The sequence below is a fragment of the Streptomyces hokutonensis genome, from assembly GCF_000376565.1.
Lineage (GTDB): Bacteria > Actinomycetota > Actinomycetes > Streptomycetales > Streptomycetaceae > Streptomyces > Streptomyces hokutonensis.
In genome coordinates, this window is record NZ_BARG01000084.1 from 1 (window position 1) to 25,493 (window position 25,493).

Sequence of the window (25,493 nt, forward strand, 5' to 3'; positions counted from 1 at the left end):
CCCCAACAGCACGGCCGTCCGCACCACCGGTCTCATGGCCGACACCGCTCATGGACCGGTCCACATCCCCGGCCGCTACCTCCGCATCATCGAAAACGTCACGGCGGCCGGTCCTCAACTCCACGACCACACCGGCCAGTTGACGAACGGCCCGACCCAGGACCCCGACACCACCCCCATCCCCACCGACACCACCCCCACCTGGCCCACCTCCAACGCCCCCGTCGCGCCGCCCTCCTCGACGTTCGTCCTCGGCTACGGCTCCCAACTGGACGGCAACGTAGGCCTGGTGCACCTCGAACCGCTGTCGGCGGCTGTCGTGGACGGGCTGCACCAGCAGGTGATGACGGCGCTCGGGCTGGGACGCGCGGCGGACACGCATCCGGTGCGGGAGCAGTTGCGGACGGTGGCGAGCGCCGAGACGCTGGTGATCAACCTGCCGTATCTGCGCGGCAGTCTGGGCTTCCGGATCACGTTGCGCGTGGAGGGCCGGGACCGGGACGTGGACCTGCGGATGCGGCTCGCGAACCCGGTCGCGTCGGCCCGGTACGGGCAGGCCGAGGGTGCCGAGCGGGACGTACGGGTGGAGCGGCGCGGCATCGGCAGCCAGGAGTCGGTGTCGTCGGAGGTGTCCGGCAACATCCGTACCCTGTTGCTGCCCTGGACCGCGCTGTTCCCCGTGACCCGGGCGATCCCGGTGCGCGGGGTCGACGTGGCGCTGACGCTTGCGCTGACCTTGAACCAGCTCTCGTCCTCCGCGTCGGTGACCACGGTGGTGCAGTCGACGACGGCCCAGCGCAGCAACGAGCCCTCCGAGCCGTACGACTTCACCGCCCTGTGGGACGTACGGCTGGACACTCCGGCGCTGGCCGCGCCCGTCACCTGGGGCGCGCCGCAGTCGCACGGGCCGGTGACCTTCTGGTTCCCGCAGCATCTGGCGCGGGACGAGGAAGGGGAGTTGCCCGCGGCGGCGGGTCTGGGCGACCTTCCGGTGTGGGGCGTGGACACGGTGGCGGAGCCGGGGCGGCTGCTCGCGGAGACGCTGACGCGCTTCGACGCGCGGCTGCGGACGCTGCACGAGGACTCCCTCGCGGAACTGGAGACGTTCCTGTCGGAGCCGTTGCTGCGGGGCACCCTGCCGATGCAGCGGGAGGGCGGGGTCTTCTCGCCGGTGCTGCTCGACCGGTCGGGGCGCGCGGTCGGCATGTTCCAGCTGCTGACCGAGGTGGAGGTGGGGGAGCCGGTGCGGCAGAGCGTCCCCGGGAAGATCAATCTGGAGAGCCATCTGACGCAGGTGGTGAGGATCGAGGCCCAGTCGAGGTTCACCAGCGGTGTTTCCCTCTCCGGGAGCGTCGGCCCGGCGCTCACCGGTGACCACGCCGAGGGCCACCCGGACGCCTCGCGGCGGGTCGGCGGCGGTGTGCTGGGGCGGGTCGCCGTCCAGGCGGGGACGAACGACGCGCTGACCCAGAGCGCCGGCGCGGCACTGATGCACGCGGTGCGCACCAACCGCAGCCATCTGCTGGCGCCGACGACGGTACGGCACACCCTGGTGCTGCATCTGCCGGGCGGCGGGCAGGAGCGCTTCGAGCCCGGCGACTGGCCGCGCGGGATGCATCTGCGGCTGCTGACCGCCGAGGACGCCCGGGGACATGCCCCGGCCGATGACGAACTGCGGCGCCTTCCCGCCGAGTTGGAGCATCTGCGGTCGATCGGCACCACCGCGACACCGCTGGCCGTGACGGGCGGCGAACCCCTCTTCGTGCACGCCTACAACTGGCTGCGCCGCGAGGGCTTCCTGCCCGGCGACACCAACGCCCGCAACCGGGTGCTGCCCGACGAGGCGCTGGTGCAGGCCCAGTTGAACAATCTGCGCCGGTTCGAGCAGACCCGGTCGGGGATCGGACTGCGGGCGGCGACGGACGCCATGGTGGACGGCGGCCACCCGCTGTTCCTGGAGATCCCGACCGCGGGCGGCACCCGTCGGGTGAGGCTTGTGCTCAGCGCGGTGCGCGGCGAGGGCGAGAGCACGCACACCACGGTGCTGCCCGATGTGCAGGGCATCGGCCTGGCCTCGCTGTCGACGGTCGCCGGCGACTCGAACGGCTCGCAGTACGGGGCGTCGTACGGCGCCGGCGGTTCCTTCGGGCTGCCGGTGCGCGGCGGCGCGTGGACCCTGGGCGGGACCGGCGACCATGTGCGCTCCCACCAGGCGCAGCACGACAACAGTGCGCAGCTGTCCCTCGGACACGACCAGCAGTTCATCGGCAGCGGCGCGGGACAGCGCAGCGAGGTGTTCGAGGTCCCGGCCGAGCTGGCGCTCGACCTGTACGAGGGGCCGGGGGAGGAGCCGCAGGTGCGGTTCGCCCACGAGACGGTGGTACGGCCGTACGAACCGCACGGCGCGCCGGTCGCCGACCCGCAGGACCCGCCGCCCGACCGGGTGCCGGGGACGCTGCGGCTTTCGGTGCCGACGCTCCGCACGCTGCCCGCCGACGAGCCCGCCCCGGCGGCGCCCGCCGCGCCCACCGTGCGGGCCGCCACCGACGCCGACCGCGCCCTGCTCGAACTGACCGACGAGCACGGCACCCCGCGCCCCGACTCGATACCGCTGCCGGACGACTCGATGGTGGAGGTCTTCCAGGCATCGGCCGCCCTGGACGAGGCGTTCCGCGCGGTGCTCGGCAACACATACGCGGGGCACCCGGAGCGCGGCCTGCTGGACGGGGCCCGGGACGCGGTGGCGGACCGTACGCCCGCACCGGTGGCACGCGTCGGCCGGGCCGTGGGCGGGTCGCTGGCCGGCGCCGCCGCCACCGATCCGACCACGGTGGCGGCGGAGATGCTGACCGCCGCCCGCAGCCCCGCGGCCCTGCTGGCCCGTGGCCACCAGGTGTTCAAGGGCGCCTACGTCGTCGAGGGACTCACCCTGCCGGGGCTCGCCGCGGACGAGGTGCTGTCGGTGGAGATCCAGGGTGTCCTGCGCCGGCCGCGGGCGTCGGGCGAGTTCACGCAGTACTTCGAGTCCGGGCTGGCCGCGGGCGACGGGGCCGGGCAGCAGCGCGGGGTGTCCCACGCGGCTCAGTGGGCGGCCGGCTTCACCGCCGTCCGCAACGGTGCGTCGGTCCAGACGCCGGGCTCCGACCAGGCCGCGGGCAACGACGGCGACATCGGCGGCATGGACGGCGGCGGCACGCTGCACACCCGCGCCGACGAACCGGAGCAGCAACAGGGCGCCGCCACGACGAGCACCGCGCCCCGGCATCCGAGCCTCAACCCCTCGGCCCGGTACACCCGTACCACCCGGGGCGACAAGGCACGCGCGCTGGCCTCCTCGACGGTCGTGAACCGTACGGCCACCGAGTCCGGCGCCCAGCACCGCGTCACCGCCGACGCACTCCTGCTGGTGACGTTCCGCCGGGGCCGCCGCAACGTCGTCGGCAACGCGTTCGGGCAGGGCGAGGGCCGTACCGTGACGGTGGCGGTCGAACTGCCGGACGCCGTACGGTTCCTGGCCACCCCGGCACAACTCCGGCGCCACGCCGCCTGGTTCACACCGGTGGCCGGTCTCACGGTGCCCGGGGCGACGGTGGGCTCCGTGCCGCTGCCGCGCCGGTTCACCGCCTCGGGCGAGGTGGGCCTCGGCAGCGTCAACGGAATGGACCAGTTCACCGACGCCACACGGACGGTGCCGCGCCGCGACGCACTGCGCCAGGAACTCCTCACCCTGATCGAGGAAGAGGCATACGGCACGACCCGGCCCGGCCACGCGTCGTACCTCCCGGGCGTGGCCACCCGCATCGCCGACCTGGCCTCCACGGCGGGCCTGCGCACCCTGCCCGGCCGCGGCCCCGGCCACCTCCAGCGCTTCCGCTTCCGGCACGTCGGCTACGGCGGTGCCCGCCTCGTCGAGGTCACCCTCACCGCCCGGCCGGACGCCGACGAACACGCGCTGCGACTGCTGCGCGGACACCCGGCGGCAGCGGGCTCCGGCATCGAGCAGTACCACGGCCACACGCCGTCCTCGGTGACCGACCGGACCGCCGACAGCACCCGGCACTCCGGGTTCGTCCAGCTCCAGACCCGGCTCCCGAGGCCCACCGGCGGCCCCCGCACCGACCGGGCGAGCGCACTGCTCAGCGCCGACACCGTGCGCGGCAACTCCGCACGGGTCAGCCGCGCCGCCGAGGACCGCCACTGGCTGCGCACCGACAACGCCGCCGACTTCGACGGCGTCCCGTACCGGATCACCGCCACGGTACGGTCCACCCTCACCGCCGACTGGCTGGTGGACCTGCCGGGCAGCGTGATCCAGCACGGCGTGCTCAGCCTGACCGACGCGAACACCCCGCTCGCCGACCGCATCGCCCACCTCTTCCTCGGCCGCCCGGCGCGCACCGCGACCGTGCACGCCACCGCCGCGCTGCGCTTCACCGGAAGCGAGACCGACGAACCCGCCCCGGCCGAGCGGCAGTTGACGCCGGGCCGGTCCGACCGCCGGCCGCCGGCACCCGGCCACCGCTTCACACCGGGCGGCCCCGCACCGGTCTTCGGCTTCGACGCGGGCACCGAACTCGCCGCCGCGCTCGGCGAGGTGGCCCCGGCCCTGACCCGCTCCTGGCGCTCGCTCGCCGCCTCCGACTCCGCGGACACCACCGCCGTACGGATCGGCGAACTCCTCCAGGCGGGCACGATCTCGCTGGACCACCCTCGGGGTCCCGCCGGCCTCACCACCTCGATGCCGGGCGCCTACCCGTTCCAGAGCGCCCCCGGCACCCCGCCCCGGCTCACCGTGGAGCTGTACCGGCCGCGCCCGGTGACCGACACCGGCGACGTGACGGTGGACCGGGTGCGGCTCATCACCGTCGGCGCGGGCTCCTCCTCCCACGCGGGCCTCACCGGCGGCCTCTCTGCCCAGGGCGGCTTCAGCGCCGACGACTCCAACCGCCAACTGCTCGGCTTCACCGTGCCGGTACTGGCCCGCCAGGCGCAGGACCCCGGCACGGGCGCCACGGTCGCCGGCACTCGCCGCGAGTGGTTCAAACACGGCAACACCAGCACCCCGGAGGGCGCACGCGGCACCCGCAGCCACGAGATCGTCGCCGACGCGCTGCTCACCCTCCACGGCCCGAACGGCACCCGGTACGTGACGGGCACGGTCCGGCTGCGCCCCCTGGAGCGCGACCTCCTCGGCCACGGCGTCACCGCTCCGCGCACCGACCCGGGCGTCTACGACGGTGCGTCCCTGACCCGCGCGGCGGCCGACGCCCAGGCCCGGGAAGGCCGCGCGGCCGACGCACAGGCTCAGGAAGGCCGCGCGCCCGACGTGCTGCGCGACTGGCGCACGGTGCCGCTCCGCGACCTTCCGACCCTGCTGTCCCGCGGCATCGAGACGGCCCAGGCCCCCGCGCCCGACACCACCCCCATGCTCCAACTCTGGCTGGCCACGGACGGCGGCCCGTCCCAGACGGCCCGCGCCCTGTACGCCGCTTCCGGTACGGCCGCGCTGCTACGGCGCCCTGTCGAACTCGCGCTGCGGGACGGGGAGGGCGTGCGCTTCCGGCGGTTCGACGTGAACGGCGATCCGGAGGGGACGCCGGGCACGGAGGAGTACGGCGAGGAGGAGCGGGACGACCGGGGCCGGGGCGGCGAGGTTCAGGACGACACCGCGCACGACGCCGGCTGGAGGGCCGTACGCGATCAGATACGGACGTTGGAGGCGGCCGGGCAGGCGGAGGACGAGGCGCGGGTGCGGGAGGCCGGGCTCCAGGAGGGGATGCCGGGGGCCCGGCGCGCGCTGGAGGAGGCGCTGCGGCCGGTGGCCCGGGCGGAACGGGACGTCACCGACGCCCGCGCCGCCGCGGACACCGCGGCCGGCGAACTCTCCGTCGCCGACCGGGCTGTGACGGACGCCGCCGAGGACGACCACGAACGGCAGGCCCACGTAAGGCAGTTGACCGCCGACCTCAGGGACCGGACCCAGCGGGTGGCGGACGCGACCCGGGCGGCGGGGGAGTTCCACGAGGCGGTCAGGACGGCGGAGGACGAACTGGCGGCAGCGCGGGCTGCCAACTCGCCGACTCGGGCCGGTGGTTCGCAACGCGACGACGGCAACTCCGGCTCGGACGGCCCCGGTTCCCCCGCCCGGAGTGAGTCGCGCCGGAACCGGGCACAGCGCGCGCTGGACCGGGCGCGAACGGCGGCCGAGGCGGCCGACCGCGCCGTGGAGACGGCCCGGCACGCCGCCGACGACACCAGGGTCCGGCTCGGCCTGGCCCAGGACGCCGCCCGCACCGCGGCCGACGTCCTGGACCGGGCCCGGAACCTCGCCGTGACGGCGGCCGAGACGGACCGTACGGCCCGGGACGCGCTCGCCGCGGCCACCGCGCACCACGACCGGACGGTCGCCGCGCGGAACGCGGCCCAGGAGGAGTTGGACGCCCTCGGCCTCCGCATCATCGACGCGCTCGCCGAGCAGACCCGGCAGGCGGCCCGGCAGCGCCACGCGGAACGGGACCTCGGCGATGTCGTGGCCGTCCTGGAGGCACGGCGAGTTGCGGCGGGCGACGGCTCGGCAGTCCTGACGACCGGTTCCCTGTCCGCCACCCCGGCCGCCTGGCCCCGCCGCACCCCCCGCCCGGCACCGGCCCGTATGCCCCGGCTGACGGAGCAACCGGAGAACGAACCGGAGGTCGAGCCCGAGGCGGAGCCTGAAGCAGCGCCTCAGGAACCGGAGTTGAGGCCGGACGGAGCCGGGACGGAGGCCGACGAGGAACCCGAAGAGGGCCGTCGTCGTGTCGCCGTATCCCGGGCGCAGGGCCCCGAGACGTTCGCCCGCTCCCTGGCCCAGTTGCTCGCGACCCCCGCCCCCGGCACCACCGCATCCGATACCGCCGCCCCCACCTGGCCCAGCGCCCGAGACCCCCACGCAGCCCTCCTCACCTGGGCCCAGGCCGACGTAGCGGCCCACGGTGCCCCCGACGACGCGGCGCTCCCGGCCCCGGAGACCTCGGTGCCCACCGAGGCGCTGGCGGAGATCGGCGCCCTCACCCCGGAGTTGAACGCCCAGTCGATCCTCCAGAACGGCACGGTGACCGTGGCCGACGCCGGACTGGACGACCCCGCGCGCCTCGCCCTGGTGCTGGCCCGCCCCGACGACACCCTCGGCTACACGTCCACCCTGGCGGCCCTGGTCGCACGGAACACCGGCCGGCCGGTCCAGGTGCTCGGCCCCGACGGCCGTACCGACCGGTTCGGCCCGGCCGACGGCACCCCGCTGACCCTGTACTTCGACGGCAACCGGTTCTCGGTCACCCCGCCCGCCCCGGGCGACGACTGACCGGTCGTCCCCCCACCAATTTCCTGGAAGGAACACCATGTCCGGCAAGAACAACCCGCAGCACCAGGCGGCTACGGGCGGGACGGAGCCCGCCCCGGCCCCGGACACCACCACGGGCGGTGCCCCCGAGACCGCGACGACGCTCCCGCCGACGAGCGGCGAGACGACGGCCGCCGCTTCGGCGACCGCGGCGCAGGCGGAGGCGGCACTCACGGCCCCGGCTCAACTCCCGTCCCCCGCCGGGGAAGCGACTCCGGAAGCCGCCGTCGGCACCGACGAAGCCGCACTCCCGGCAGCGGACCCCGACACCCACGCGGACCCCGACCCCGAGGCCGCCACGGCCACCGCCACCTCGACCGGAGCCCCGTCGGAATCCGGGGCAGGCTCCGGAACCGGCGAGGACGTTGCCGCCGCGGCCCCCGCCTTCGGCCGCCCCTCCCGGGGACTCCTCGCCGGCGCCGCGATAGCCGGCGCGCTGCTGGTCGGGGTGCCGTTCCTGGTGTCCGGGATGCTCGGCAAGTCGAGTTCGGACGGGAAGCCGTCGGAGCAAGTGGCCGACGCCGGAACCGTGTTGAACAGCGCGTCGGCGAACATCGGTGCCGGCGCCTACGGTTCGGCCAGCCCGGACCCGGCCTCGCCGAAGCCGAGCGCCTCGAACTCGGTGGGCGGCGGCAAGAACAACACGGTGAAGAAGGGCGGGGGAGCCGTGGCCGCCGGTGCCGGTTCGGGCGCCGGAGTGATCGCGGGCAGCTCCGCCGAGGCCCCCAAGAAGGCGTCCTCAGGCGGGAGTTCGAAGAAGAAGTCCACGACCAAGGTCACGGCCACCAAGACGGTGACCACCGCGCCCGGCACCACGATCTACAGCCACGCCTCCAACAAGTGCATCGAGATGGTGGGCCACAAGGGCGCCGACGGTTCGCCGCTGCAGATCAACAGCTGCACCGGCAAGAACTGGCAGAAGTGGGACTTCCGTTCGGACGGCACGATCCGCTCGATGGGCCTGTGCATGGACGTCGCCTGGGGCTCGTCGGCGAACGGCGCGGTGATCCAGATCGCGGTGTGCAGCGGCAACCCGGCCCAGCAGTTCCGCCTCAACTCCAGCAACGACCTGGTCAACCCGCAGGCCAACAAGTGCGTGGACGTCAAGGACCAGGGCACCGCCAACGGCACCCGGCTCCAACTCTGGGACTGCAACGGCCAGGACAACCAGAAGTGGAGTACGCGCTGAGAGATGATGGATCCGTGTCCTGGCTCGAAGAAGTCCGGCGCATCATGCCCTCCCCTCCGGGAGCCGGTGACTCCGTGGACCGGGATGCTGTCGAGGCCAGTTGGGGAACGCGCTTCCCCGGCGACTACAAGGAGTTCATGGCCGAGTACGGCGAAGGTGCCATCGACGACTACCTGTCGCTGATGGCACCTGAGATCCACGTCGGTCCTGGTGGCGAGTCCCCCTGCATGGGCATGCAGCAGGAATCGGCGAACGCCGAGGACGTGTGGCGAGCCGCCGGGCGGGGGGCGGCGGAGACTCCGCGTCTCATCGCCTGGGGAGCGGATTCCAGCGCGGACATTCTGTGCTGGCCGGCCACGGACAGCGATCCGGACAAGTGGCCCGTGGTGGTGTGGGGCCGGGGCGACGCACGAGGCACCGAATACCCGTGCGGAATGGTGGAGTTCCTGTGCCGCCTGTTCCGCGCGGAGTTCGACGAGTGCCCGCTCGGTGCTGTATCGCTCTGGGGAGTCGGTTCCGCCCGCTTCCTGCCCGGGGAGGAGGAACAGCGGCTCCGGAAGGCCGGAATCTCTCCGTGGACCGGTGAACCGGACCCGTATGCCGGAATGTTCGGAGACTGAGCCGTCGCGGATGCCGCCGCACCCGTGAAAGGCACGGCGGCACCCCTACGACAACGGCTCAGATGTCGCCGATCTGCTCGGCGACCGTGCCACCCACACCGCGGACGACCACGCCGTCCTGCTCGACCTGCTCCACGAGAGCCTGGGCCGACTACACGCCCGGGTCCACCGCCGTACCGGCGCCGGTCTGCCGGGTACTCTTGCCCGGCTGCCGGCCGAGAGACGGCTCGCGCACGGTGGCTGTCCCGGTCGGGCTGCCGCAGGACTGGCCGGCTGAGGCGCGGGCCGAACAGGTCCTCGAAGAACCGCAGGTGACGGTGCGTCACCTCAACGCCGCGGACAGTGTGGTCACCGGGTGCGCGTCGGCGATCGCCGAGACCGGCACCATTGTCCTGGACCCCGGACCGGGCCAGGGCCGACGCGTCCTGACCCTGGCGGTCCGACCACCACATATGCGTGGTCCACGTTCCGGAGCAGGCCGTCGCCTCCCTGCCGTAGGCGATGCTCCGGTTGGACCCGGCGCGTCCGCAGTCCTGGATCTCGGGACCCTCTGCCACCAGCGACATCGAACTCGACCGGGTCGAAGGCGTCCTCGGACCCCGCACCCCTGGATTGCTGGACATACTGAACGACTGGTATGCTCCATCCTACTAAACGACCAGTATGTAACGGGCTTCGTTCAGGCATCCTGGCGGCAGCCCTGGGTCATCCAGTCGAAGGACGGTCAGGGCTATGAAGAATGACGACACCAGGTTCATCTCCCGGCGCTCGGCGCTGGCCGGGGCCGTGGTCGGCGGTGCGGCGCTCGCGGGCACGTGGGCCTTCCCGGGCTTCGCCGAGGCGTCCTCCGACGTCTCCGCCACGGCCCCGGCCAGAATCCAGCGCCTCTTCGCGTCCTTCCTGACGGCGAAGAGCGCGGCCGATGTCGACCGGACCATGGCGTTCTTCAGCCGAAGCGACACCACCTACTGGGACGCGACCGCCGGATTCGACTTCCCGGACTGGGCCGCTCTGAAGGCGGTGTTCGGGGCCTACATGCCGACCTGGGGCCCGGCCGCGCACTCCTACGCGACCAACCTCCTCGGCGGCGACACGGGCGCGGCGCTGTTCTTCACCAACACTCCGGAGGAGTTCGGGCACGAGATCCGTGGCATCTCGGTCGTGGACATCCGGGACGGGAAGTTCGTCCGCTGGATCGACTACTGGGACGGTCGCCACTACGGACTCGAGGCCCTGAACGGCTTTCGCGCACCCCTCGCGGCGTTTCCGAGCGACTTCGGGTGGGCGCTGCCGGGGGAGAACGCCTCGTCAGGGCTGAAGCGAACGGTGGCCGACCTGGCCCGGAGCCTGGGCGGCGGCGACTTTCAGCGCGCGGCGGGGCTCTTCGAGGAGAACGGCGTCCTGGAGGACCTGACCCTGCACACCGCGGTGGCCGGCCCGCAGTCGATCGCGGCCTACCTCAAGCAAGCGGTGGGCAGTCTGCCCTACGGCCGGGGAGCACGGGTGCGGCACACCGTGGGAGGCGACACGGGGGGTGCCTTCGAGTGGACGAACAGCCGCGGGCCCGTCCCGCGCGGAGTCAGCGCACTCCAGCTCGACGCCGCTGGAAAGATCACCCGGCTCAGCTCGATCTGGGACGGATCGCTGGTCGACCCGGCCTGGCTCACCCAGCGCATGGCCGAGACGATCGAAAGCTGACCCCACGACCGGGACACCCCCGAGGACCATGGTGAACACACAATGACTGTCGATCAGGCGACCCTGGAACGGCTTGCGTCGGGCAAGTACCTCCTGGTCACCACCTTCCGTCGGGACGGCAGGGAAGTGCCGACCCCGGTATGGGTGGTCCGCGACGGGGATGCACTCGGCATCTGGACCGTCACCGACTCCGGCAAGGTCAAGCGGACCCGCAACCGGGCCGACGTGCTGGTCGGCGAGTGCGACCTGCGCGGAAACCCCTTGAGTGAGCAGGTCCCGGGTCGGGCCGTCCTCCTCGATGCCGCACAGACCCAGCGCTATCGCGGCCTGGTGCGCCGCAAGTACGGCTTGACCGGCTGGTTGACGGTGCTCGGCAGCCGACTGCGGCGCGGAACGGAGGGGAGCGTCGGCATCCGGATCACCCTCGTCCAGCCGTAGTCGGCCCTGAACCGTCCCGGCCCGGCCCCGATCGCGAGTGAGGCGTCGGGGCCGTCGGTCGTTGGGTGTCCGGGTTCCCGTCGGTTCTAGGCGGCGGACCGGCTGCCCGGGTCGAGGGTTGCCAGTGCGGCTTCGAGCAGCTCCTGCCGTGTTCCGTCGGTGAGTGTGCCCTGGCCGGCCACGAGCGAGGCCATGGTGCCTTCCTTGACGGCGGCGACGGCCATCCGGGCCCGGATGAGGCGCATGGGCGAGGGGTTCTGCCCGGCGATGGCCAGGATGATCAGCTCGGTCTTGCCGGTGAAGTCGTGGCGCTGGGAGTGCTCCTGCAGCACCGAGGCGTCCCCGGACTGCAGTGCCATGTAGGCGGCCGGGTGCTTGGCCTGGAGGTCGATCAGCGCGGTGAGCAGTTCCTGCGGGGTCCGTTCGGCGGCGTCGCTGGCGATCACCGCGATCTCGGCGGCCGGCTCCGCGACCAGGGCGGAGAGGATCGCCTCCTTCGATTTGAAGTGGTAGTAGAGCGCGCCCTTGGTGACGCCCAGGGCTTCGGCCAGGTCGGCGATCGAGGTGACGGTGTAGCCCTTGGTCCCGAACAGCTTCCGTGCTGCATCGAGGATGTCCGCCCGCATGTCGCGGCGCTGCTGTGGGGTCATGGAACCAGAGTACTAAACGTTCGGTATGCTGTTGACATACTGAACGACTGGTATGTAGCGTAAAAGTGCAGTCCGGGGATCAGCCCCTGCAAGGCTTTGAGGAACGAGATGACTGACGAACAGACGCAGGACCTGGTGCGGCGCTACCACGAGGCCTGGACCACGACCAAGGACTTCGATACTGCGGCGGAGCTGCTCGCGGAGGACCTTGAGACGGATCTTCCCGTCAACACGTATGCGGACAAGCGGGAGTTCGTGGCGGCGATCCGCGGTTTCGGCTCGGCTGTGTCGAGCCTCCGGGTCCTGTCCGTCTGCGCCGGCGCGGGTGAGGCGGTGATGGTCTACGACCTGGTGCTGGACGGGATAGGTGCCCTGCGGATCGCCGAGCAGTTCACGGTCGCCGAGGGCAAGATCACCTTCATACGCCAGGTGCACGACACGGCGACCATGCGCGCGGCCGGTTTCGCGCCGCCCCTGCCGCAGTAGCGGACCCTCCAACCAGACCATCCCGATCGGAGCTTGATCACATGTCACGACGCACCTGGTTCATCACCGGCGTCTCCCGCGGCTTCGGCCGCATCTGGGCGGTCGCGGCGCTCGAGCGCGGCGACCGCGTGGTCGGCACCGCCCGCGACCTCGGCACGGTGAGCGACCTCGCCCGGCAATACCCCGACACCTTCCTCGGGCTGCCGCTGGACGTCACCGACCGCTCGGCGGTGTTCGCCGCGGTCAAGACCGCCCACGCCCACTTCGGCGAGCTCGACATCATCGTCAACAACGCCGGCTACGGCCAGTTCGGGATGATCGAGGAACTGTCCGAGCAGGAGGCCCGCGACCAGATCGAGACGAACCTGTTCGGCGCGCTGTGGGTCACCCAGGCCGTGCTGCCCTACCTGCGCGAGGCCCGCAAGGGCCACATCCTCCAGGTCTCCTCGATCGGTGGGATCACCGCATTCCCCGGCATCGGGATCTACCACGCCTCCAAGTGGGCACTCGAAGGGCTGAGCCAGAGTCTCGCGTTCGAGGTCAAGCAGTTCGGGGTGCGCCTGACGCTGATCGAGCCGGCCAGCTATGCGACGGACTGGGGAGGGTCCTCGGCCAAGCGGGCCGCCGCGATCGACGCCTACGGGCCGGTGCGCGAGGCGACGCGGAGCCGCCTGTCGGCCAACAGGCCCGGAGACCCGGGGGCCTCCGCCGCGGCGGTGCTCAAGGTCGTCGACGCCGAGGCTCCGCCGCTGCGGGTGTTCTTCGGCGCCGTGCCGCTCGGTGTCGCCGAGAGCGAGTACGCCGGTCGCCTTGAGGTCTGGCGTGAGTGGCAGCCGGTCTCCGAGCTCGCCCAGGGCTGACAGCCCCCCGACCCACCCCGTGCACCGCCGGAACGGTCCGTCCCCCCGTCCGAGGACGGCCGTCGACAGAGGAGGACAGACATGCAGATCACCAAGAACGGACTGGCCACGATGGTCGCCCCCGGCGACTGGTTCGCAGGCGACGTGTACATCGACGTCGTCAGCAGGTCGGCAACGCCCGCACGGGTGTTGGGCGGAGTCATCCGCTTCACGCCGGGATCGCGCACGGCCTGGCACAGCCACCCGAACGGACAGAACGTCTTCGTCACCGAGGGGGTCGGCCTGATCCAGCGCGAGGGAGGACCGGTCGAGGAGGTGCGACCGGGTGACCGCGTCTCCATCGAGCCTGGCGAGAACCACTGGCACGGGGCCACCTCGGCGTGCTTCCACACACAGATCGCCTACCAGGTCGCCGACGAAGCCGGCATCGACACCATCTGGGGGCGCCACGTGACCGAGGAGGAGTACTCCGCCGGCGTTTCAGGCAGCTGATCGCGCACTCCACCGTGCGGCGCTCCTTGCCGTCGACCCTGGCGGTGATCCACCGGCCTGGTGCCGGTCCAGCCTCACGAGGTCGGCCTGGCGGTGTGGCTGCGCAGCAGGTTCGCCACGATCAGGGCACAGAATTCATCGCCTGTCGGCTCGTCGGTGATCAACCGCCTGAGACCAGTGGGCCCAGCAGTTGTGCGAGAGCCGGGTGTTGCGATTCCCCAGGCCAGCCGCCTGTCCTGGGAGACATCCCAGGGACTTTTCAGGGACTTTCACGCCTGTCCCAGGGAGATTCCAGGGACTTTCCGCCGCGTAAGCAGGGAAGGCCCCGGTAGCGCTGAAAGATAAGAACGCGCTGGTCAGGACCTATACCGTCAACACTCGATGATGTTCACCGCAAGCCCGCCCCGAGCCGTCTCCTTGTACTTCACGGACATGTCCGTGCAGGTGTCCTTCATGGTCGGGCCCGACGACGGCAGCACGCATTTCACTGCTCGTCTCGACGCGCTCCCGGGCAGGGTCGTCGCGGATCCTGTCGGCGGGCGCCTCGGTGTCGGTGCGGACATTGCGAGGCCCCTTTGGCGAGCACGTGTGTAACGGCAGGTCAGCAGGCATTTAGGAGTGTCGTGCCCCTCATCTCCCAGGGGCACGACACTCCGCCGATCAGATGTCCCGGAAGATCTCGATCTGCGCCCCGATCGAGTTGAGCCGCTCCGCCAGGTCCTCGTAACCCCGGTTGATGACATACACGTTCCGCAGTACGGACGTGCCCTCCGCCGCCATCATCGCCAGCAGGACGACCACGGCCGGGCGCAGGGCCGGCGGGCACATCATCTCGGCGGCGCGCCAGCGGGTCGGGCCCTCTACCAACACGCGGTGCGGGTCGAGGAGTTGGAGGCGGCCGCCGAGGCGGTTGAGGTCGGTGAGGTAGATCGCGCGGTTGTCGTAGACCCAGTCGTGGATGAGGGTCTGGCCCTGCGCGACCGCCGCGATCGCCGCGAAGAACGGGACGTTGTCGATGTTCAGGCCGGGGAACGGCATGGGGTGGATCTTGTCGATCGGCGCCTCCAGCTTGGAGGGCCGGACCGTGAGGTCCACCAGGCGTGTACGGCCGTTGTCCGCGGCGTACTCGGGCGTGCGGTCGTGGTCGAGGCCCATCTCCTCCAGGACCGCGAGCTCGATCTCCAGGAACTCGATGGGGACGCGTCGTACCGTCAGTTCCGACTCCGTCACCACGGCGGCGGCGAGCAGGCTCATCGCCTCGACCGGGTCCTCGGAGGGGGAGTAGTCGACGTCCACGTCGATGGTCGGCACGCCGTGCACGGTGAGGGTCGTGGTGCCGATGCCCTCGACCCGTACGCCCAGCGCCTCCAGGAAGAAGCAGAGGTCCTGGACCATGTAGTTGGAGGACGCGTTGCGGATGACCGTGGTGCCCTCGTGGCGGGCGGCGGCGAGCAGCGCGTTCTCGGTCACGGTGTCGCCGCGCTCGGTCAGTACGATCGGCCGGTCGAGGGTGACGGACCGGTCGACCTGCGCGTGGTACAGGCCCTCGGTCGCCGCGATGTCGAGGCCGAAGCGGCGCAGCGCGATCATGTGCGGCTCGATGGTGCGCGTACCGAGGTCGCAGCCACCGGCGTACGGCAGCTTGAAGCTGTCCATGCGGTGCAGCAGCGGGCCGAGGAACATGATGATCGAGCGGGTGCGGCGGGCCGCCTCGGCGTCGATCGACGCCATCTCCAGCTCGGCCGGCGGCACGATCTCCAGGTCGACGCCGTCGTTGATCCAGCGGGTGCGGACGCCGATCGAGCCGAGTACCTCCAGAAGGCGGTACACCTCCTCGATCCGCGCGACCCGGCGCAGCACTGTGCGCCCCTTGTTGAGGAGCGAGGCGCACAGCAGTGCCACGCACGCGTTCTTGCTGGTCTTCACGTCGATGGCACCGGAGAGCCGACGACCGCCGACGACCCGCAGATGCATCGGGCCGGCATAGCCCAGTGAGACGATTTCGCTGTCCAGCGCTTCACCGATTCGAGCGATCATCTCAAGGCTGATGTTTTGGTTGCCGCGCTCGATGCGGTTGACGGCGCTCTGACTGGTGCCGAGTGCCTCGGCAAGCTGCGTCTGTGTCCAGCCCCGGTGCTGGCGGGCGTCACGGATGAGCTTGCCGATACGTACGAGGTAGTCGTCTGCCATGGGGCCGAGGTTATCTCAGATATGAGATGGCGCCTCTCGAGGGGGCCGTTCGGGTGACGCCCGGTCAGTCGTCCTTCTTGGTACGAGTCTTGCGCCACCCGAAAGGTCCGGGCAAATCCATCGATGTCGTACGACGTCCTGAAGTGCTCCGCGTGTACCGCGGACCCCGCTTGCCCCCTGTCGTGAACGACATGGACCCCTTGTTGATGTTCAGCCGGAGCCAGGGAAGGATCCGGAAACTCTTACGGAACGTGAGCGGCATACCCGCCCCCTTTCGTCCCGCACCGGGTACCCCGAAGTCCCGTGGATATGGCGGCGGGAGCGGTGAGTTAGCGTCGCGGCATGATCTCCGACGCGTCGTTGCCCGAGCACGAGCTCACGGCCACCGGCTCGACCGTGGTCTACCGGAACCGCTGGATGACCGTCAGCGAGGACCGGACGCTGCGCCACGACGGCACGGAGGGCCTGTACGGCGTGGTGCACAAACCCGGCTTCGCGTTGATCGTGCCGTACGAGGACGGGGGCTTCCACCTTGTCGAGCAGTACCGCTATCCGGTGAAGGCCCGTTACTGGGAGTTCCCCCAGGGCGCCTGGGAGGACCGGCCGGACGCGGACCCGCTGGACCTGGCGGGCGGTGAACTCGCGGAGGAGACCGGCCTGGTCGCCCGGACGATGACGCCCCTGGGGCACCTCTTCGAGGCCTACGGATACTGCGACCAGGGGTTCCACGTCGTTCTCGCCACGGATCTCACCCATGGCGAACCCCACCTGGACGACGAGGAGGCCGGCTTGGTCAGCCGCTGGTTCTCCGAGGCGGAGGTGTGGCAACTGATCGCCGAGGGCCGATTCAAGGACGCCCCGTCGGTGGCGGCGCTGGCGCTGTTCCAACGTCACCGCAAGGACGGCGGCTGAGACCGAGCGGCGGCGAACGGCACCTCGATCGGTGTCCTGACCCCGCCGGGCCCCCAGCGGACGCTGCCGGCATCCTTGGCCGGTGTCCTCCTCCGACCCCGTGGGTGCCGTGTTCTTCGACGTCGACGGCACCCTCGTTCCCGGTACGAGTTCGTCGGTGTTCCTGGCCGGCCACCTCGGTCATCGCGACGAGTTGGCCGAGGCCGAGGACGCCTATGCCTCCGGCGCCCTGGACAATCGGCGGGTCTCCGAGCTGGACGCCGCGGGTTGGGCGGGCGTGGCCGAAGAGCAGGTCTCCGGCTGGCTCGACGGGCTTCCCCTGGTCTCGGGCATCACGGAGACCGTGGCCTGGTGCCGGCGGAACGGATTGGTGCCCGTGCTGGCGACCCTCGCCTGGTCGCCGGTCGGCAGCTACCTGACCGACCGCTTCGGCTTCCACGCGTTCGGCGGACCGCGGCTGGAGACCGCGGACGGCCGCTTCACGGGCCGCGTCGCCGGGCACTTCGACGAGTACGACAAACGAGACGTCGCTCTCGCTCAGGCGCGAGAGCTGGGGCTGGCCCCCCGCTCCTGCGGAGCCGTCGGGGACAGCCGCTCCGACCTGCCGCTGTTCGCGTCCGTCGGGCTGAGCGTGGCGTTCAACGCCTCGCCGGGAGCACGGGCGGCGGCAACCGCCACGGTGGACGGCGGCGACCTGCGAGCCGTGCTTCCCGTCCTGAGCCGCTTGGTCACCGTCACCCGTTCACGGCCGCCCGCGGAAGGCTGAGAGAGGTCCGGGCATGACCAGCCCGCCCCCATGTACTAGAGTTATCTCGACATCGAGATATCTGCCGAGGTGCACCGCAGTCGCACACTCCGCCGATCCAGTAGTAAGGCTTGCCTAACTTAGCCTTACCTTAGCGGATTGGCCAAGACGTCGTGACGGCAGGATGCGGTGGGAACGCGCACATCAATGAAGGAGACTGTCGTGTCGGCGAACAGCTTCGACGCCCGCAGCACACTGCAGGTGGGCGACGAGTCGTACGAGATCTTCCGCCTGGACAAGGTGGAGGGCTCGGCCCGGCTCCCCTACAGCCTTAAGGTCCTGCTGGAGAATCTGCTCCGCACCGAGGACGGCGCGAACATCACCGCCGACCACATCCGCGCCCTCGGCACCTGGGACTCGCAGGCCCAGCCGTCGCAGGAGATCCAGTTCACGCCGGCCCGTGTGATCATGCAGGACTTCACCGGCGTGCCCTGCGTCGTCGACCTCGCCACCATGCGTGAGGCCGTCAAGGAGCTGGGCGGCGACCCGGCGAAGATCAACCCCCTCGCGCCGGCCGAGCTGGTCATCGACCACTCCGTCATCGCCGACAAGTTCGGCACCCACGAGGCCTTCGCGCAGAACGTCGAGCTGGAGTACGGCCGCAACCGCGAGCGCTACCAGTTCCTGCGCTGGGGCCAGACCGCGTTCGACGAGTTCAAGGTCGTCCCGCCGGGCACCGGCATCGTCCACCAGGTCAACATCGAGCACCTGGCCCGGACCGTCATGGTCCGCAACGGGCAGGCGTACCCCGACACCCTCGTCGGCACCGACTCGCACACCACCATGGTCAACGGCCTCGGTGTGCTGGGCTGGGGCGTCGGCGGCATCGAGGCCGAGGCCGCGATGCTCGGCCAGCCGGTCTCGATGCTCATCCCGCGCGTCGTCGGCTTCAAGCTCACGGGCGAGCTGACCCCGGGCACCACCGCCACGGACCTCGTGCTGACCATCACCGAGATGCTCCGCAAGCACGGTGTCGTCGGCAAGTTCGTCGAGTTCTACGGCGAGGGCGTCGCCGCCACCTCCCTGGCGAACCGCGCCACCATCGGCAACATGTCGCCGGAGTTCGGCTCCACCGCCGCGATCTTCCCGATCGACGACGAGACCCTGAAGTACCTGCGCCTGACCGGCCGTGACGAGCAGCAGGTCGCGCTCGTCGAGGCGTACGCCAAGGAGCAGGGCCTCTGGCTGGACCCGGCCGCCGAGCCCGACTTCTCCGAGAAGCTGGAGCTCGACCTCGCCACGGTCGTCCCCTCGATCGCCGGTCCGAAGCGCCCGCAGGACCGCATCGTCCTCGCGAACGCCGCCGAGCAGTTCAAGAGCGACGTCCGCAACTACGTCGCCGACGACGACGAGGCGGGCAAGGAGTCCTTCCCGGCCTCCGACTCCCCGGCCGCCACCAACGGCGTGCCGAGCAACCCGGTCACCGTCACGGCCCCCGACGGCTCGACGTACGAGCTGGACCACGGCGCCGTCACCGTCGCGGCCATCACCTCCTGCACCAACACCTCGAACCCGTACGTCATGGTCGCCGCCGCGCTCGTCGCGAAGAAGGCCGTGGAGAAGGGCCTGACCCGCAAGCCGTGGGTCAAGACCACCCTCGCCCCGGGCTCCAAGGTCGTCACCGACTACTTCGACAAGGCGGGGCTCACCCCCTACCTCGACAAGGTCGGCTTCAACCTCGTCGGCTACGGCTGCACCACCTGCATCGGCAACTCCGGCCCGCTGCCGGAGGAGGTCTCCAAGGCCGTCAACGACCATGACCTGGCCGTGACTTCGGTGCTCTCCGGCAACCGCAACTTCGAGGGCCGGATCAACCCGGACGTCAAGATGAACTACCTGGCGTCCCCGCCGCTGGTCGTCGCGTACGCCCTCGCGGGCTCCATGAAGGTGGACATCACCAAGGACGCGCTCGGCGTCGACCAGGACGGCAAGCCGGTCTACCTCGAGGACATCTGGCCGACCGAGGCCGAGGTCAACGACGTCGTCGCGAACTCCATCGGCGAGGACATGTTCAACAAGTCCTACTCCGACGTCTTCGCGGGCGACGCCCAGTGGCAGGCGCTCCCCATCCCCGAGGGCAACACCTTTGAGTGGGACGCCCAGTCCACCTACGTCCGCAAGCCCCCGTACTTCGAGGGCATGACGATGGAGACCACCCCGGTCTCGGACATCGCCGGCGCCCGCGTCCTCGCCAAGCTCGGCGACTCGGTCACCACCGACCACATCTCGCCCGCCGGTGCCATCAAGGCCGACACCCCGGCCGGCAAGTACCTCACCGAGCACGGCATCGAGCGGCGTGACTTCAACTCCTACGGCTCGCGCCGGGGCAACCACGAGGTCATGATCCGCGGCACCTTCGCCAACATCCGCCTGCGCAACCAGGTCGCGCCGGGCACCGAGGGCGGCTTCACGCGTGACTTCACGCAGGCCGACGCCCCCGTCTCCTTCATCTACGACGCCTCGCGCAACTACATCGAGCAGGGCATCCCGCTGGTCATCCTGGCCGGCAAGGAGTACGGCTCCGGCTCGTCCCGCGACTGGGCCGCCAAGGGCACCGCACTCCTCGGCGTCAAGGCCGTCATCGCCGAGTCCTACGAGCGCATCCACCGCTCGAACCTCATCGGCATGGGCGTCATCCCGCTCCAGTACCCGGCGGGCCAGTCCGCCGAGTCCCTCGGTCTGACCGGCGAGGAGTCCTTCTCCGTCGCCGGCATCACCGAGCTGAACGACGGCACCACCCCGAGCACGGTCAAGGTCACCACCGACACCGGTGTGGAGTTCGACGCGGTCGTCCGCATCGACACCCCCGGCGAGGCCGACTACTACCGCAACGGCGGCATCCTGCAGTACGTGCTGCGCAACCTGATCCGCAACTAGCAGATCCGGTAAGGCAGTTGAGGGCCGCATCCCCGGTGACGGGGGTGCGGCCCTCCGTCGTTCCGCTACAGCCAACCGCGCTGAGCGGCCCGCAGCCCGAGCTGGAAGCGGCTCGCCGCCCCGAGTCGTTCCTGGAGGTCGCTCACCCGCCGCCGCAGCGTGCGCAGACTGATCCCCAGATGACGGGCCACCGCCTCGTCCTTCAGCCCGGCCGCCAGCAGCCGTGTCAACGCCTGCTCGTCCTCGGAGAGTTCGCCGTTCCCGGCGGGCCGGCCGAGCGGGGTCGCCTGCTGCCAGGCCAGCTCGAAGAGCTTCTGCAGGGCCTCGGTCACCGCCGAGTGCCATACGACGACGGCGCAGTAGCCGCCCGCCTCGGACGAGGTCAGCGGGAGCAGGGCCCGACGTCCGTCGACCACCAGCAGTTTGAGCGGCACGGACGGCAACACCCGGGCCTGCTCGCCGAGTTCGACCATGTTCCAGGCGCGGGACAGGGTGTTCGGATCCTCCAGGGCGCTCGCCGCGTAGATGCCGCGCGAGACGATCCCGCGCTTGAGCAGATCGGCCTGGAGGTCCACCTGCGGCGCCGGCGGGGCGAGGTAGGGCGGGGTGTCGAAGAGACACACCTCGTGTTCCGCGCGGGCGTACATCTCCTCCAGGCGGGCCGCGATGGCGCCCTCGCCGGAGGCGACCTCGATCAGCCGGGACGGCTCCTCACGCAGCAGCCCCGCTTCGTACGCGGTGGCCATCTCCTCGGCGGTGGAGGCGAGCAGTTCGGACTCCGTCTCGCGGCGCCGGATCAGCGCGCGGATCGCCACCCGCGGGTCGACCGCCCGTAACCCGCCCATGGAGTCCGGCGGTTGGAGCAGTCCCAGCGAGAGCAGCCGGTTGCAGGCCTCGCGCAACTCGGCCGGTGTCGTACCGGTCAGCAGCGCCCAGCCGCCCGCGCCCGCGTCGGGCTGCTGGAGAATCGCCCGGTACACCAGCTCTTCGAAGGCGGAGACCCCCACCGCTGCCCAAGGGCTCGCGGCAGGGGCCTGCCGTACAGGATCCTGTGCCGTGTTCACCATGACCCGCCACGGTAGGGGCTCTTTGTTAAGAATCCTTACCGTGGCTCGGATGGTCCGTTCACTTCGGGCTATTCCGGGCTCACTTCAGGCCGAACGCCCGCAGTACGGTCTGGTCGATCGCGTTGCCGTCGCGGTCGGTGGCCCGCACGCGCAGCGACACCGACCCGGCGCCCTTCGCGGGCCTGAACCGTGCCTCGCCCTTCTCGACGCGCACCGACTTCCAGGACACGCCGTCGTCGTAGGAGACCCACGCCTTCAGACTGCTCGCCCGGACGCTCCCCGACGGGTTCGCGACCGGCAGCCCGACCGTCAACTCCCGTTTGGCGTCGGCCCGGTTGAGGAGGTCGAGGTCCTTCGGGGCGATGCCGACGGTGAGCAGCGGCAGTGCCGTCGCGGTGTCGGTGTGCGCCGAGGCGAAGGTCCACTCGGTGTGCGTGCTCGTGGAGTACTTCGCCCAGGCCGCCTTGCGCTGTACGTCCAGGTCGAAGCGGTACGAGGCCTTGGCCGCCGGGACGTCGAAGACGCCGTAGCCGCCGCGCGTCGAGTCGCCGACGAGCTGCCCGTCCGCGTAGAGCCTGCCCTGCGCGGTGTTGTCGACGCCGTCGATGTTTCCGTAGTGGCCCGGTGTGGAGTCGTTCAACTCCGTTACGGAGAAGGCGAGTTTGTCGCCGGTGCGGGTCGAGAGGCCGTACTCGTCGCTGCTGCCCGGCCGGACGACCTGGCGCAGCCAGTTCTCGGTGGGCTCGGTGCCCGCCTTGGTGAAGGTGCGCAGCGGGCTCCACTCGCCCTTGTAGGCCTTCGAGTTGGGATAGACGAGGTGCCAGGTGCGGGTGTCCGGGTCGACGTAGTAGTACTCGTCGCGTTCCGTGCCCAACTGCGTGGGCACGCTGCCGTCGACGCCGAAGCGCTGCCAGGGGCGGAAGGTGTACAGGGTGTCCGCGCCCATCTCGCCGGCCGTGGCACCGTAGTAACGGGCCTTCCGCTTCACGGTGTTGGACTTGTCGAGGCTGTAGGTCTGGTTCGCGGTGATGGTGCCGCTCTGCGCGGCGAGCAGGTTGTAGACGTACGGGCTGACCGGTGTGCCGCTCAGCTTCAGCGTGACCTTCTTGCCGGTCTTCAGCAGGGCGGCGAGTCCGGCGCCCTGCTCGCCGGTGGCGATCATCAGGGGGACGGTGGTCGCCCGGTCCACGGCCTCGATCCAGAAACCGGGTGTCTTGCGGTAGGCGATGAGGTAACCCGCCCCGGCCTTGGTCGCGTTGTCCAGCGCGCTCTGCGCCCGCTCGGTGGCGCCGAGTCCGACCACCGCGACTTTGCCCTTGACGTCGAGCCCCGCGAAGTCGGCCGCGGTACCGCCGCCCGCGTCCACCGCCTGCACCTTGTGGTCACCGCTGATCTTCAACGGGAAGTCGTTGTACGTCTGGGAGTAGTAGAGCGAGGACAGCGAGGTCTTCTCCGGACTGGTGACGCTCGCCGTCAACTCCTTGGCGTACAGCCGGAACTTGGCGTAGAAGCTCAAGGTGCCCACGGTGACCGGCTGGGTCGGCGCCACATAGATGTGGTCGGTCCAGAAGCCCTGGCTGTAGGTGATCCCCCAGGCAGTGCCCGGCCCCTCCCGGTGCCAACTGGTGCTGAATCCCTGGAACTCGGAGTCCTGCTTGGTCTTCGGTTTGATCTCCACGGCCTTGCGGGCGTCGAGGACGACCGCCGTGTTGCCGTCGACCTTGATCTCGGGATTGCCGACGACCGACGTGCCCACGGCCAGGCCGGCCCCGTCCCGGTCCGGGATCCAGGCCGCGATGGAGTAGGTGCCGGCCGGCACCTGCCAGGTCGCGCCGGTGCCGAGGAAGCCGTACTGGTCGTCGTAGGCGCCGTTCAGCTCCTGGAGTGCGAAGAGCGACGCCCCGGTGGACGGTCTGCCCTCGCGGTCCACGAGCGAGACCTTGAGGTTGTACGTCTTCGGCGCCTTCTCGAAGCCGACACTGGTGGTGACCTGGATTCCGCCGTCGGCGGTCGCCGTGACACGGCCCGTGTACCGGCCCCCGGCCTCCTGCGCCGGGTCGACGCCGATGGAGACGGTCGCGGTACCCCGCGCGGGCACGGTCAGGGTGTCCGCACCCAGAGCGAGGTCGGCCAGCGATGACGAGAGCTTCAACTCCACCGGGTTGTCAGTGGTGTTGGTGTACGTGATGTCCTTGCTGACGACACCGGTGTCGCCGTCCACGAACTTGCCGAAGCTCAGCGCCGAGGTCGCGAAGACGTCCTGCTCGACCGCCCGTACGGCGTCGACCCGGCCGTCGCCCTGCTCGAACACGGAGTTGACGGTGTTCGTCTTCGCGGTGCTGGCCAGCGCCTCCTTGATCTGCTCGCCGGTCCAGTCCGGATGGGCCTGCACGACCAGCGCCGCCGCGCCCGCGACATGCGGGGTGGCCATCGAAGTGCCGCTTGCCGTCGTGTAGTAGTCGTCGACCGGTGTACCACCGGGCATGGTGGTGCCGGCGGCACGGGCCGCCGTGATGCTCACGCCCGGAGCGGTGATCTCCGGCTTGACCGCGTAGTCGCCGAGGCGCGGACCCCGGCTGGAGAACGAGGCCAGCTGGTCCGACTTGTCGACCGCGCCCACCGTCAGCGCCGAGTCGGCGATGCCCGGGGTGCCCACGGTCTGCTCGCCCGGCCCCGCGTTGCCGGCCGCGATCACGAACAACGCGCCGGTGGACGCCGACAGTTCGTCGACGGTCTCACTGAGCACGTCCGAGGGGCCGGAGGCCGTACCGCCCAAGGACATCGAGACGATCTTCGCGCCGGAGTGCGCCGCCCACTCCATGCCCGCGATGATCCAGGAGGCCTGACCGCTGCCCGTGTTGTCCAGCACCTTGCCGACCAGCAGCTTCGCGCCCGGTGCCACGCCCTTGTACCGGCCGCCCGAGGCCGCGCCCGAGCCGACGATCGTGGACGCCACATGGGTGCCGTGGCCGAAGCCGTCTTGAACGGTCTCGTCCGGTACGAAGCTCTCCGAGCCGGCGATCTTCCCGGCCAGGTCCGGGTGCCCGGTGTCCACGCCGGTGTCCAGGACCGCGACCTCGACGCCCGTACCGTCGTAGCCCGCCTTCCACACCTCGGGGGCGCCGATCTGCGGCACGCTGACGTCGAGGGACGCCTGCACCTTGGCGTCCAGCCAGATCTTGTCGATGCCGTCGCCGAGCTGCTTCGCGGCCTTCGCGGTGGGTGCGGTGCCGAGTGCCGGGGCGATGTCCGACCAGAAGGCCGTGGACTTCTTCGCGCTGAGCGCGGCGCCGTCGATCCCGGGCAGCGCCAGCGTCCGGCGCGTGCCCTCGGGGGTCTCGGTGCCCTTGCTGTACGTCGCGATGACGGGGGTGGTGCCGGTCTTCGCGTCGGTGTAGCCCTGCTTGACGAGCTGGGTGATGTTGAAGAGGGCGGGGTCGAGGCGGCCCGCCTTGATGAGCGGGACGGCGTCCGCCGGCAGGACGCTGATCTCGCCGTTCTTCTCGCTGGACAGGAAGGTGGCGGCCTCGCGGCCCTGGCCGCGCCGGACGTCGACGGCGTTCCTGCCGTCCGGTCCGACGGTGAGGGTCACGGTGTCGCCGGTGATGAGGGTGACGGTCTGCGGTGGGGCGGTGCTCGGGCCCGTGAGGTGGGTGGAGTCCGTGGAACCGGCGGTGGCTGTCGCGGGCGTGATGGCCCCCGCGAGCAGTCCGGCCGCCGAGGCCACGGCCCACAGGGCGTGGAGTCTTCGCATGGGTGGACGTCCTCCCCTGAACGCGGAAACGCTTCCGCCCGGTGAGCGGAAGCCAGCCATCAGAGTGAGTGCCGGGG

16 protein-coding genes and 1 pseudogene are annotated in these 25,493 nt (G+C 70.9%); 12 read left to right on the plus strand and 5 right to left on the minus strand.

Annotated elements, in window-relative coordinates; genetic code table 11:
* The first annotated feature begins 34 nt into the window (after window positions 1–34).
* The 6 genes and pseudogenes from SSP08S_RS57015 to SSP08S_RS43325 all read left to right on the plus strand — a co-directional run bounded on the left by SSP08S_RS57015 (window position 35) and on the right by SSP08S_RS43325 (window position 11,323).
* Entirely contained in the window at window positions 35–7,339 is a 7,305-nt protein-coding gene (locus SSP08S_RS57015) for a hypothetical protein (RefSeq protein WP_245608070.1), read from the plus strand.
* A gap of 37 nt (window positions 7,340–7,376) precedes the next feature.
* Entirely contained in the window at window positions 7,377–8,567 is a 1,191-nt protein-coding gene (locus SSP08S_RS43305) for an RICIN domain-containing protein (protein WP_019073895.1), read from the plus strand.
* 14 nt (window positions 8,568–8,581) lie between these two features.
* Entirely contained in the window at window positions 8,582–9,187 is a 606-nt protein-coding gene (locus tag SSP08S_RS43310; RefSeq protein WP_019073896.1) for an SMI1/KNR4 family protein, read from the plus strand.
* A gap of 73 nt (window positions 9,188–9,260) precedes the next feature.
* A pseudogene (locus tag SSP08S_RS60100) lies at window positions 9,261–9,841 on the plus strand (LutC/YkgG family protein).
* Window positions 9,842–9,919: 78 nt separating this feature from the next.
* Window positions 9,920–10,885: a nuclear transport factor 2-like protein gene (locus tag SSP08S_RS43320; RefSeq protein WP_019073898.1), complete on the plus strand. Its 966-nt coding sequence runs from the start codon at window positions 9,920–9,922 to the stop codon at window positions 10,883–10,885.
* A 42-nt stretch (window positions 10,886–10,927) separates the two neighbouring features.
* Window positions 10,928–11,323, plus strand: coding sequence for a PPOX class F420-dependent oxidoreductase (locus tag SSP08S_RS43325; RefSeq protein WP_019073899.1), 396 nt, complete (start codon window positions 10,928–10,930; stop codon window positions 11,321–11,323).
* A gap of 86 nt (window positions 11,324–11,409) precedes the next feature.
* Here SSP08S_RS43325 and SSP08S_RS57025 read toward each other — a convergent pair whose 3' ends face one another.
* Window positions 11,410–11,973: a TetR/AcrR family transcriptional regulator gene (locus tag SSP08S_RS57025; RefSeq protein ID WP_078532722.1), complete on the minus strand. Its 564-nt coding sequence runs from the start codon at window positions 11,971–11,973 to the stop codon at window positions 11,410–11,412.
* A gap of 108 nt (window positions 11,974–12,081) precedes the next feature.
* Between SSP08S_RS57025 and SSP08S_RS43335 the strand changes: the two genes are divergently transcribed.
* From SSP08S_RS43335 to SSP08S_RS43345, 3 genes are all read left to right on the plus strand, one after another.
* Entirely contained in the window at window positions 12,082–12,459 is a 378-nt protein-coding gene (locus SSP08S_RS43335; RefSeq protein ID WP_019073901.1) for a nuclear transport factor 2 family protein, read from the plus strand.
* Window positions 12,460–12,500: 41 nt separating this feature from the next.
* Complete coding sequence (locus SSP08S_RS43340; RefSeq protein ID WP_019073902.1) at window positions 12,501–13,319, plus strand: SDR family oxidoreductase; 819 nt, start codon at window positions 12,501–12,503, stop codon at window positions 13,317–13,319.
* Window positions 13,320–13,400: 81 nt separating this feature from the next.
* A complete protein-coding gene (locus tag SSP08S_RS43345; protein WP_019073903.1) occupies window positions 13,401–13,811 on the plus strand; it encodes a (R)-mandelonitrile lyase in 411 nt (136 codons plus the stop codon).
* A 660-nt stretch (window positions 13,812–14,471) separates the two neighbouring features.
* Here SSP08S_RS43345 and SSP08S_RS43355 read toward each other — a convergent pair.
* Both SSP08S_RS43355 and SSP08S_RS60105 read right to left on the minus strand, forming a co-directional pair.
* Window positions 14,472–16,001: a helix-turn-helix domain-containing protein gene (locus tag SSP08S_RS43355; RefSeq protein WP_019073905.1), complete on the minus strand. Its 1,530-nt coding sequence runs from the start codon at window positions 15,999–16,001 to the stop codon at window positions 14,472–14,474.
* Window positions 16,002–16,065: 64 nt separating this feature from the next.
* Window positions 16,066–16,263, minus strand: a complete 198-nt coding sequence (locus SSP08S_RS60105) for a DUF4236 domain-containing protein (RefSeq protein ID WP_078532723.1) — start codon at window positions 16,261–16,263, stop codon at window positions 16,066–16,068.
* Between the two features lie 80 nt (window positions 16,264–16,343).
* Here SSP08S_RS60105 and SSP08S_RS43360 point away from each other — a divergent pair, with 80 nt between their 5' ends.
* The 3 genes from SSP08S_RS43360 to acnA all read left to right on the plus strand — a co-directional run bounded on the left by SSP08S_RS43360 (window position 16,344) and on the right by acnA (window position 20,595).
* Complete coding sequence (locus SSP08S_RS43360; RefSeq protein ID WP_019073906.1) at window positions 16,344–16,913, plus strand: NUDIX domain-containing protein; 570 nt, start codon at window positions 16,344–16,346, stop codon at window positions 16,911–16,913.
* A gap of 82 nt (window positions 16,914–16,995) precedes the next feature.
* Entirely contained in the window at window positions 16,996–17,679 is a 684-nt protein-coding gene (locus tag SSP08S_RS43365; protein ID WP_019073907.1) for an HAD family hydrolase, read from the plus strand.
* A 201-nt stretch (window positions 17,680–17,880) separates the two neighbouring features.
* Complete coding sequence (gene acnA, locus SSP08S_RS43370; protein WP_019073908.1) at window positions 17,881–20,595, plus strand: aconitate hydratase AcnA; 2,715 nt, start codon at window positions 17,881–17,883, stop codon at window positions 20,593–20,595.
* A gap of 65 nt (window positions 20,596–20,660) precedes the next feature.
* Here acnA and SSP08S_RS43375 read toward each other — a convergent pair whose 3' ends face one another.
* Both SSP08S_RS43375 and SSP08S_RS43380 read right to left on the minus strand, forming a co-directional pair.
* Window positions 20,661–21,662 (minus strand): helix-turn-helix transcriptional regulator, encoded by a 1,002-nt coding sequence (locus tag SSP08S_RS43375; RefSeq protein ID WP_026179340.1) that lies wholly within the window; start codon window positions 21,660–21,662, stop codon window positions 20,661–20,663.
* 79 nt (window positions 21,663–21,741) lie between these two features.
* The gene (locus tag SSP08S_RS43380) at window positions 21,742–25,416 is read right to left on the minus strand and encodes a S8 family serine peptidase (protein ID WP_019073910.1); all 3,675 of its coding nucleotides are present in this window, start codon (window positions 25,414–25,416) and stop codon (window positions 21,742–21,744) included.
* Between the last annotated feature and the right edge of the window lie 77 nt (window positions 25,417–25,493).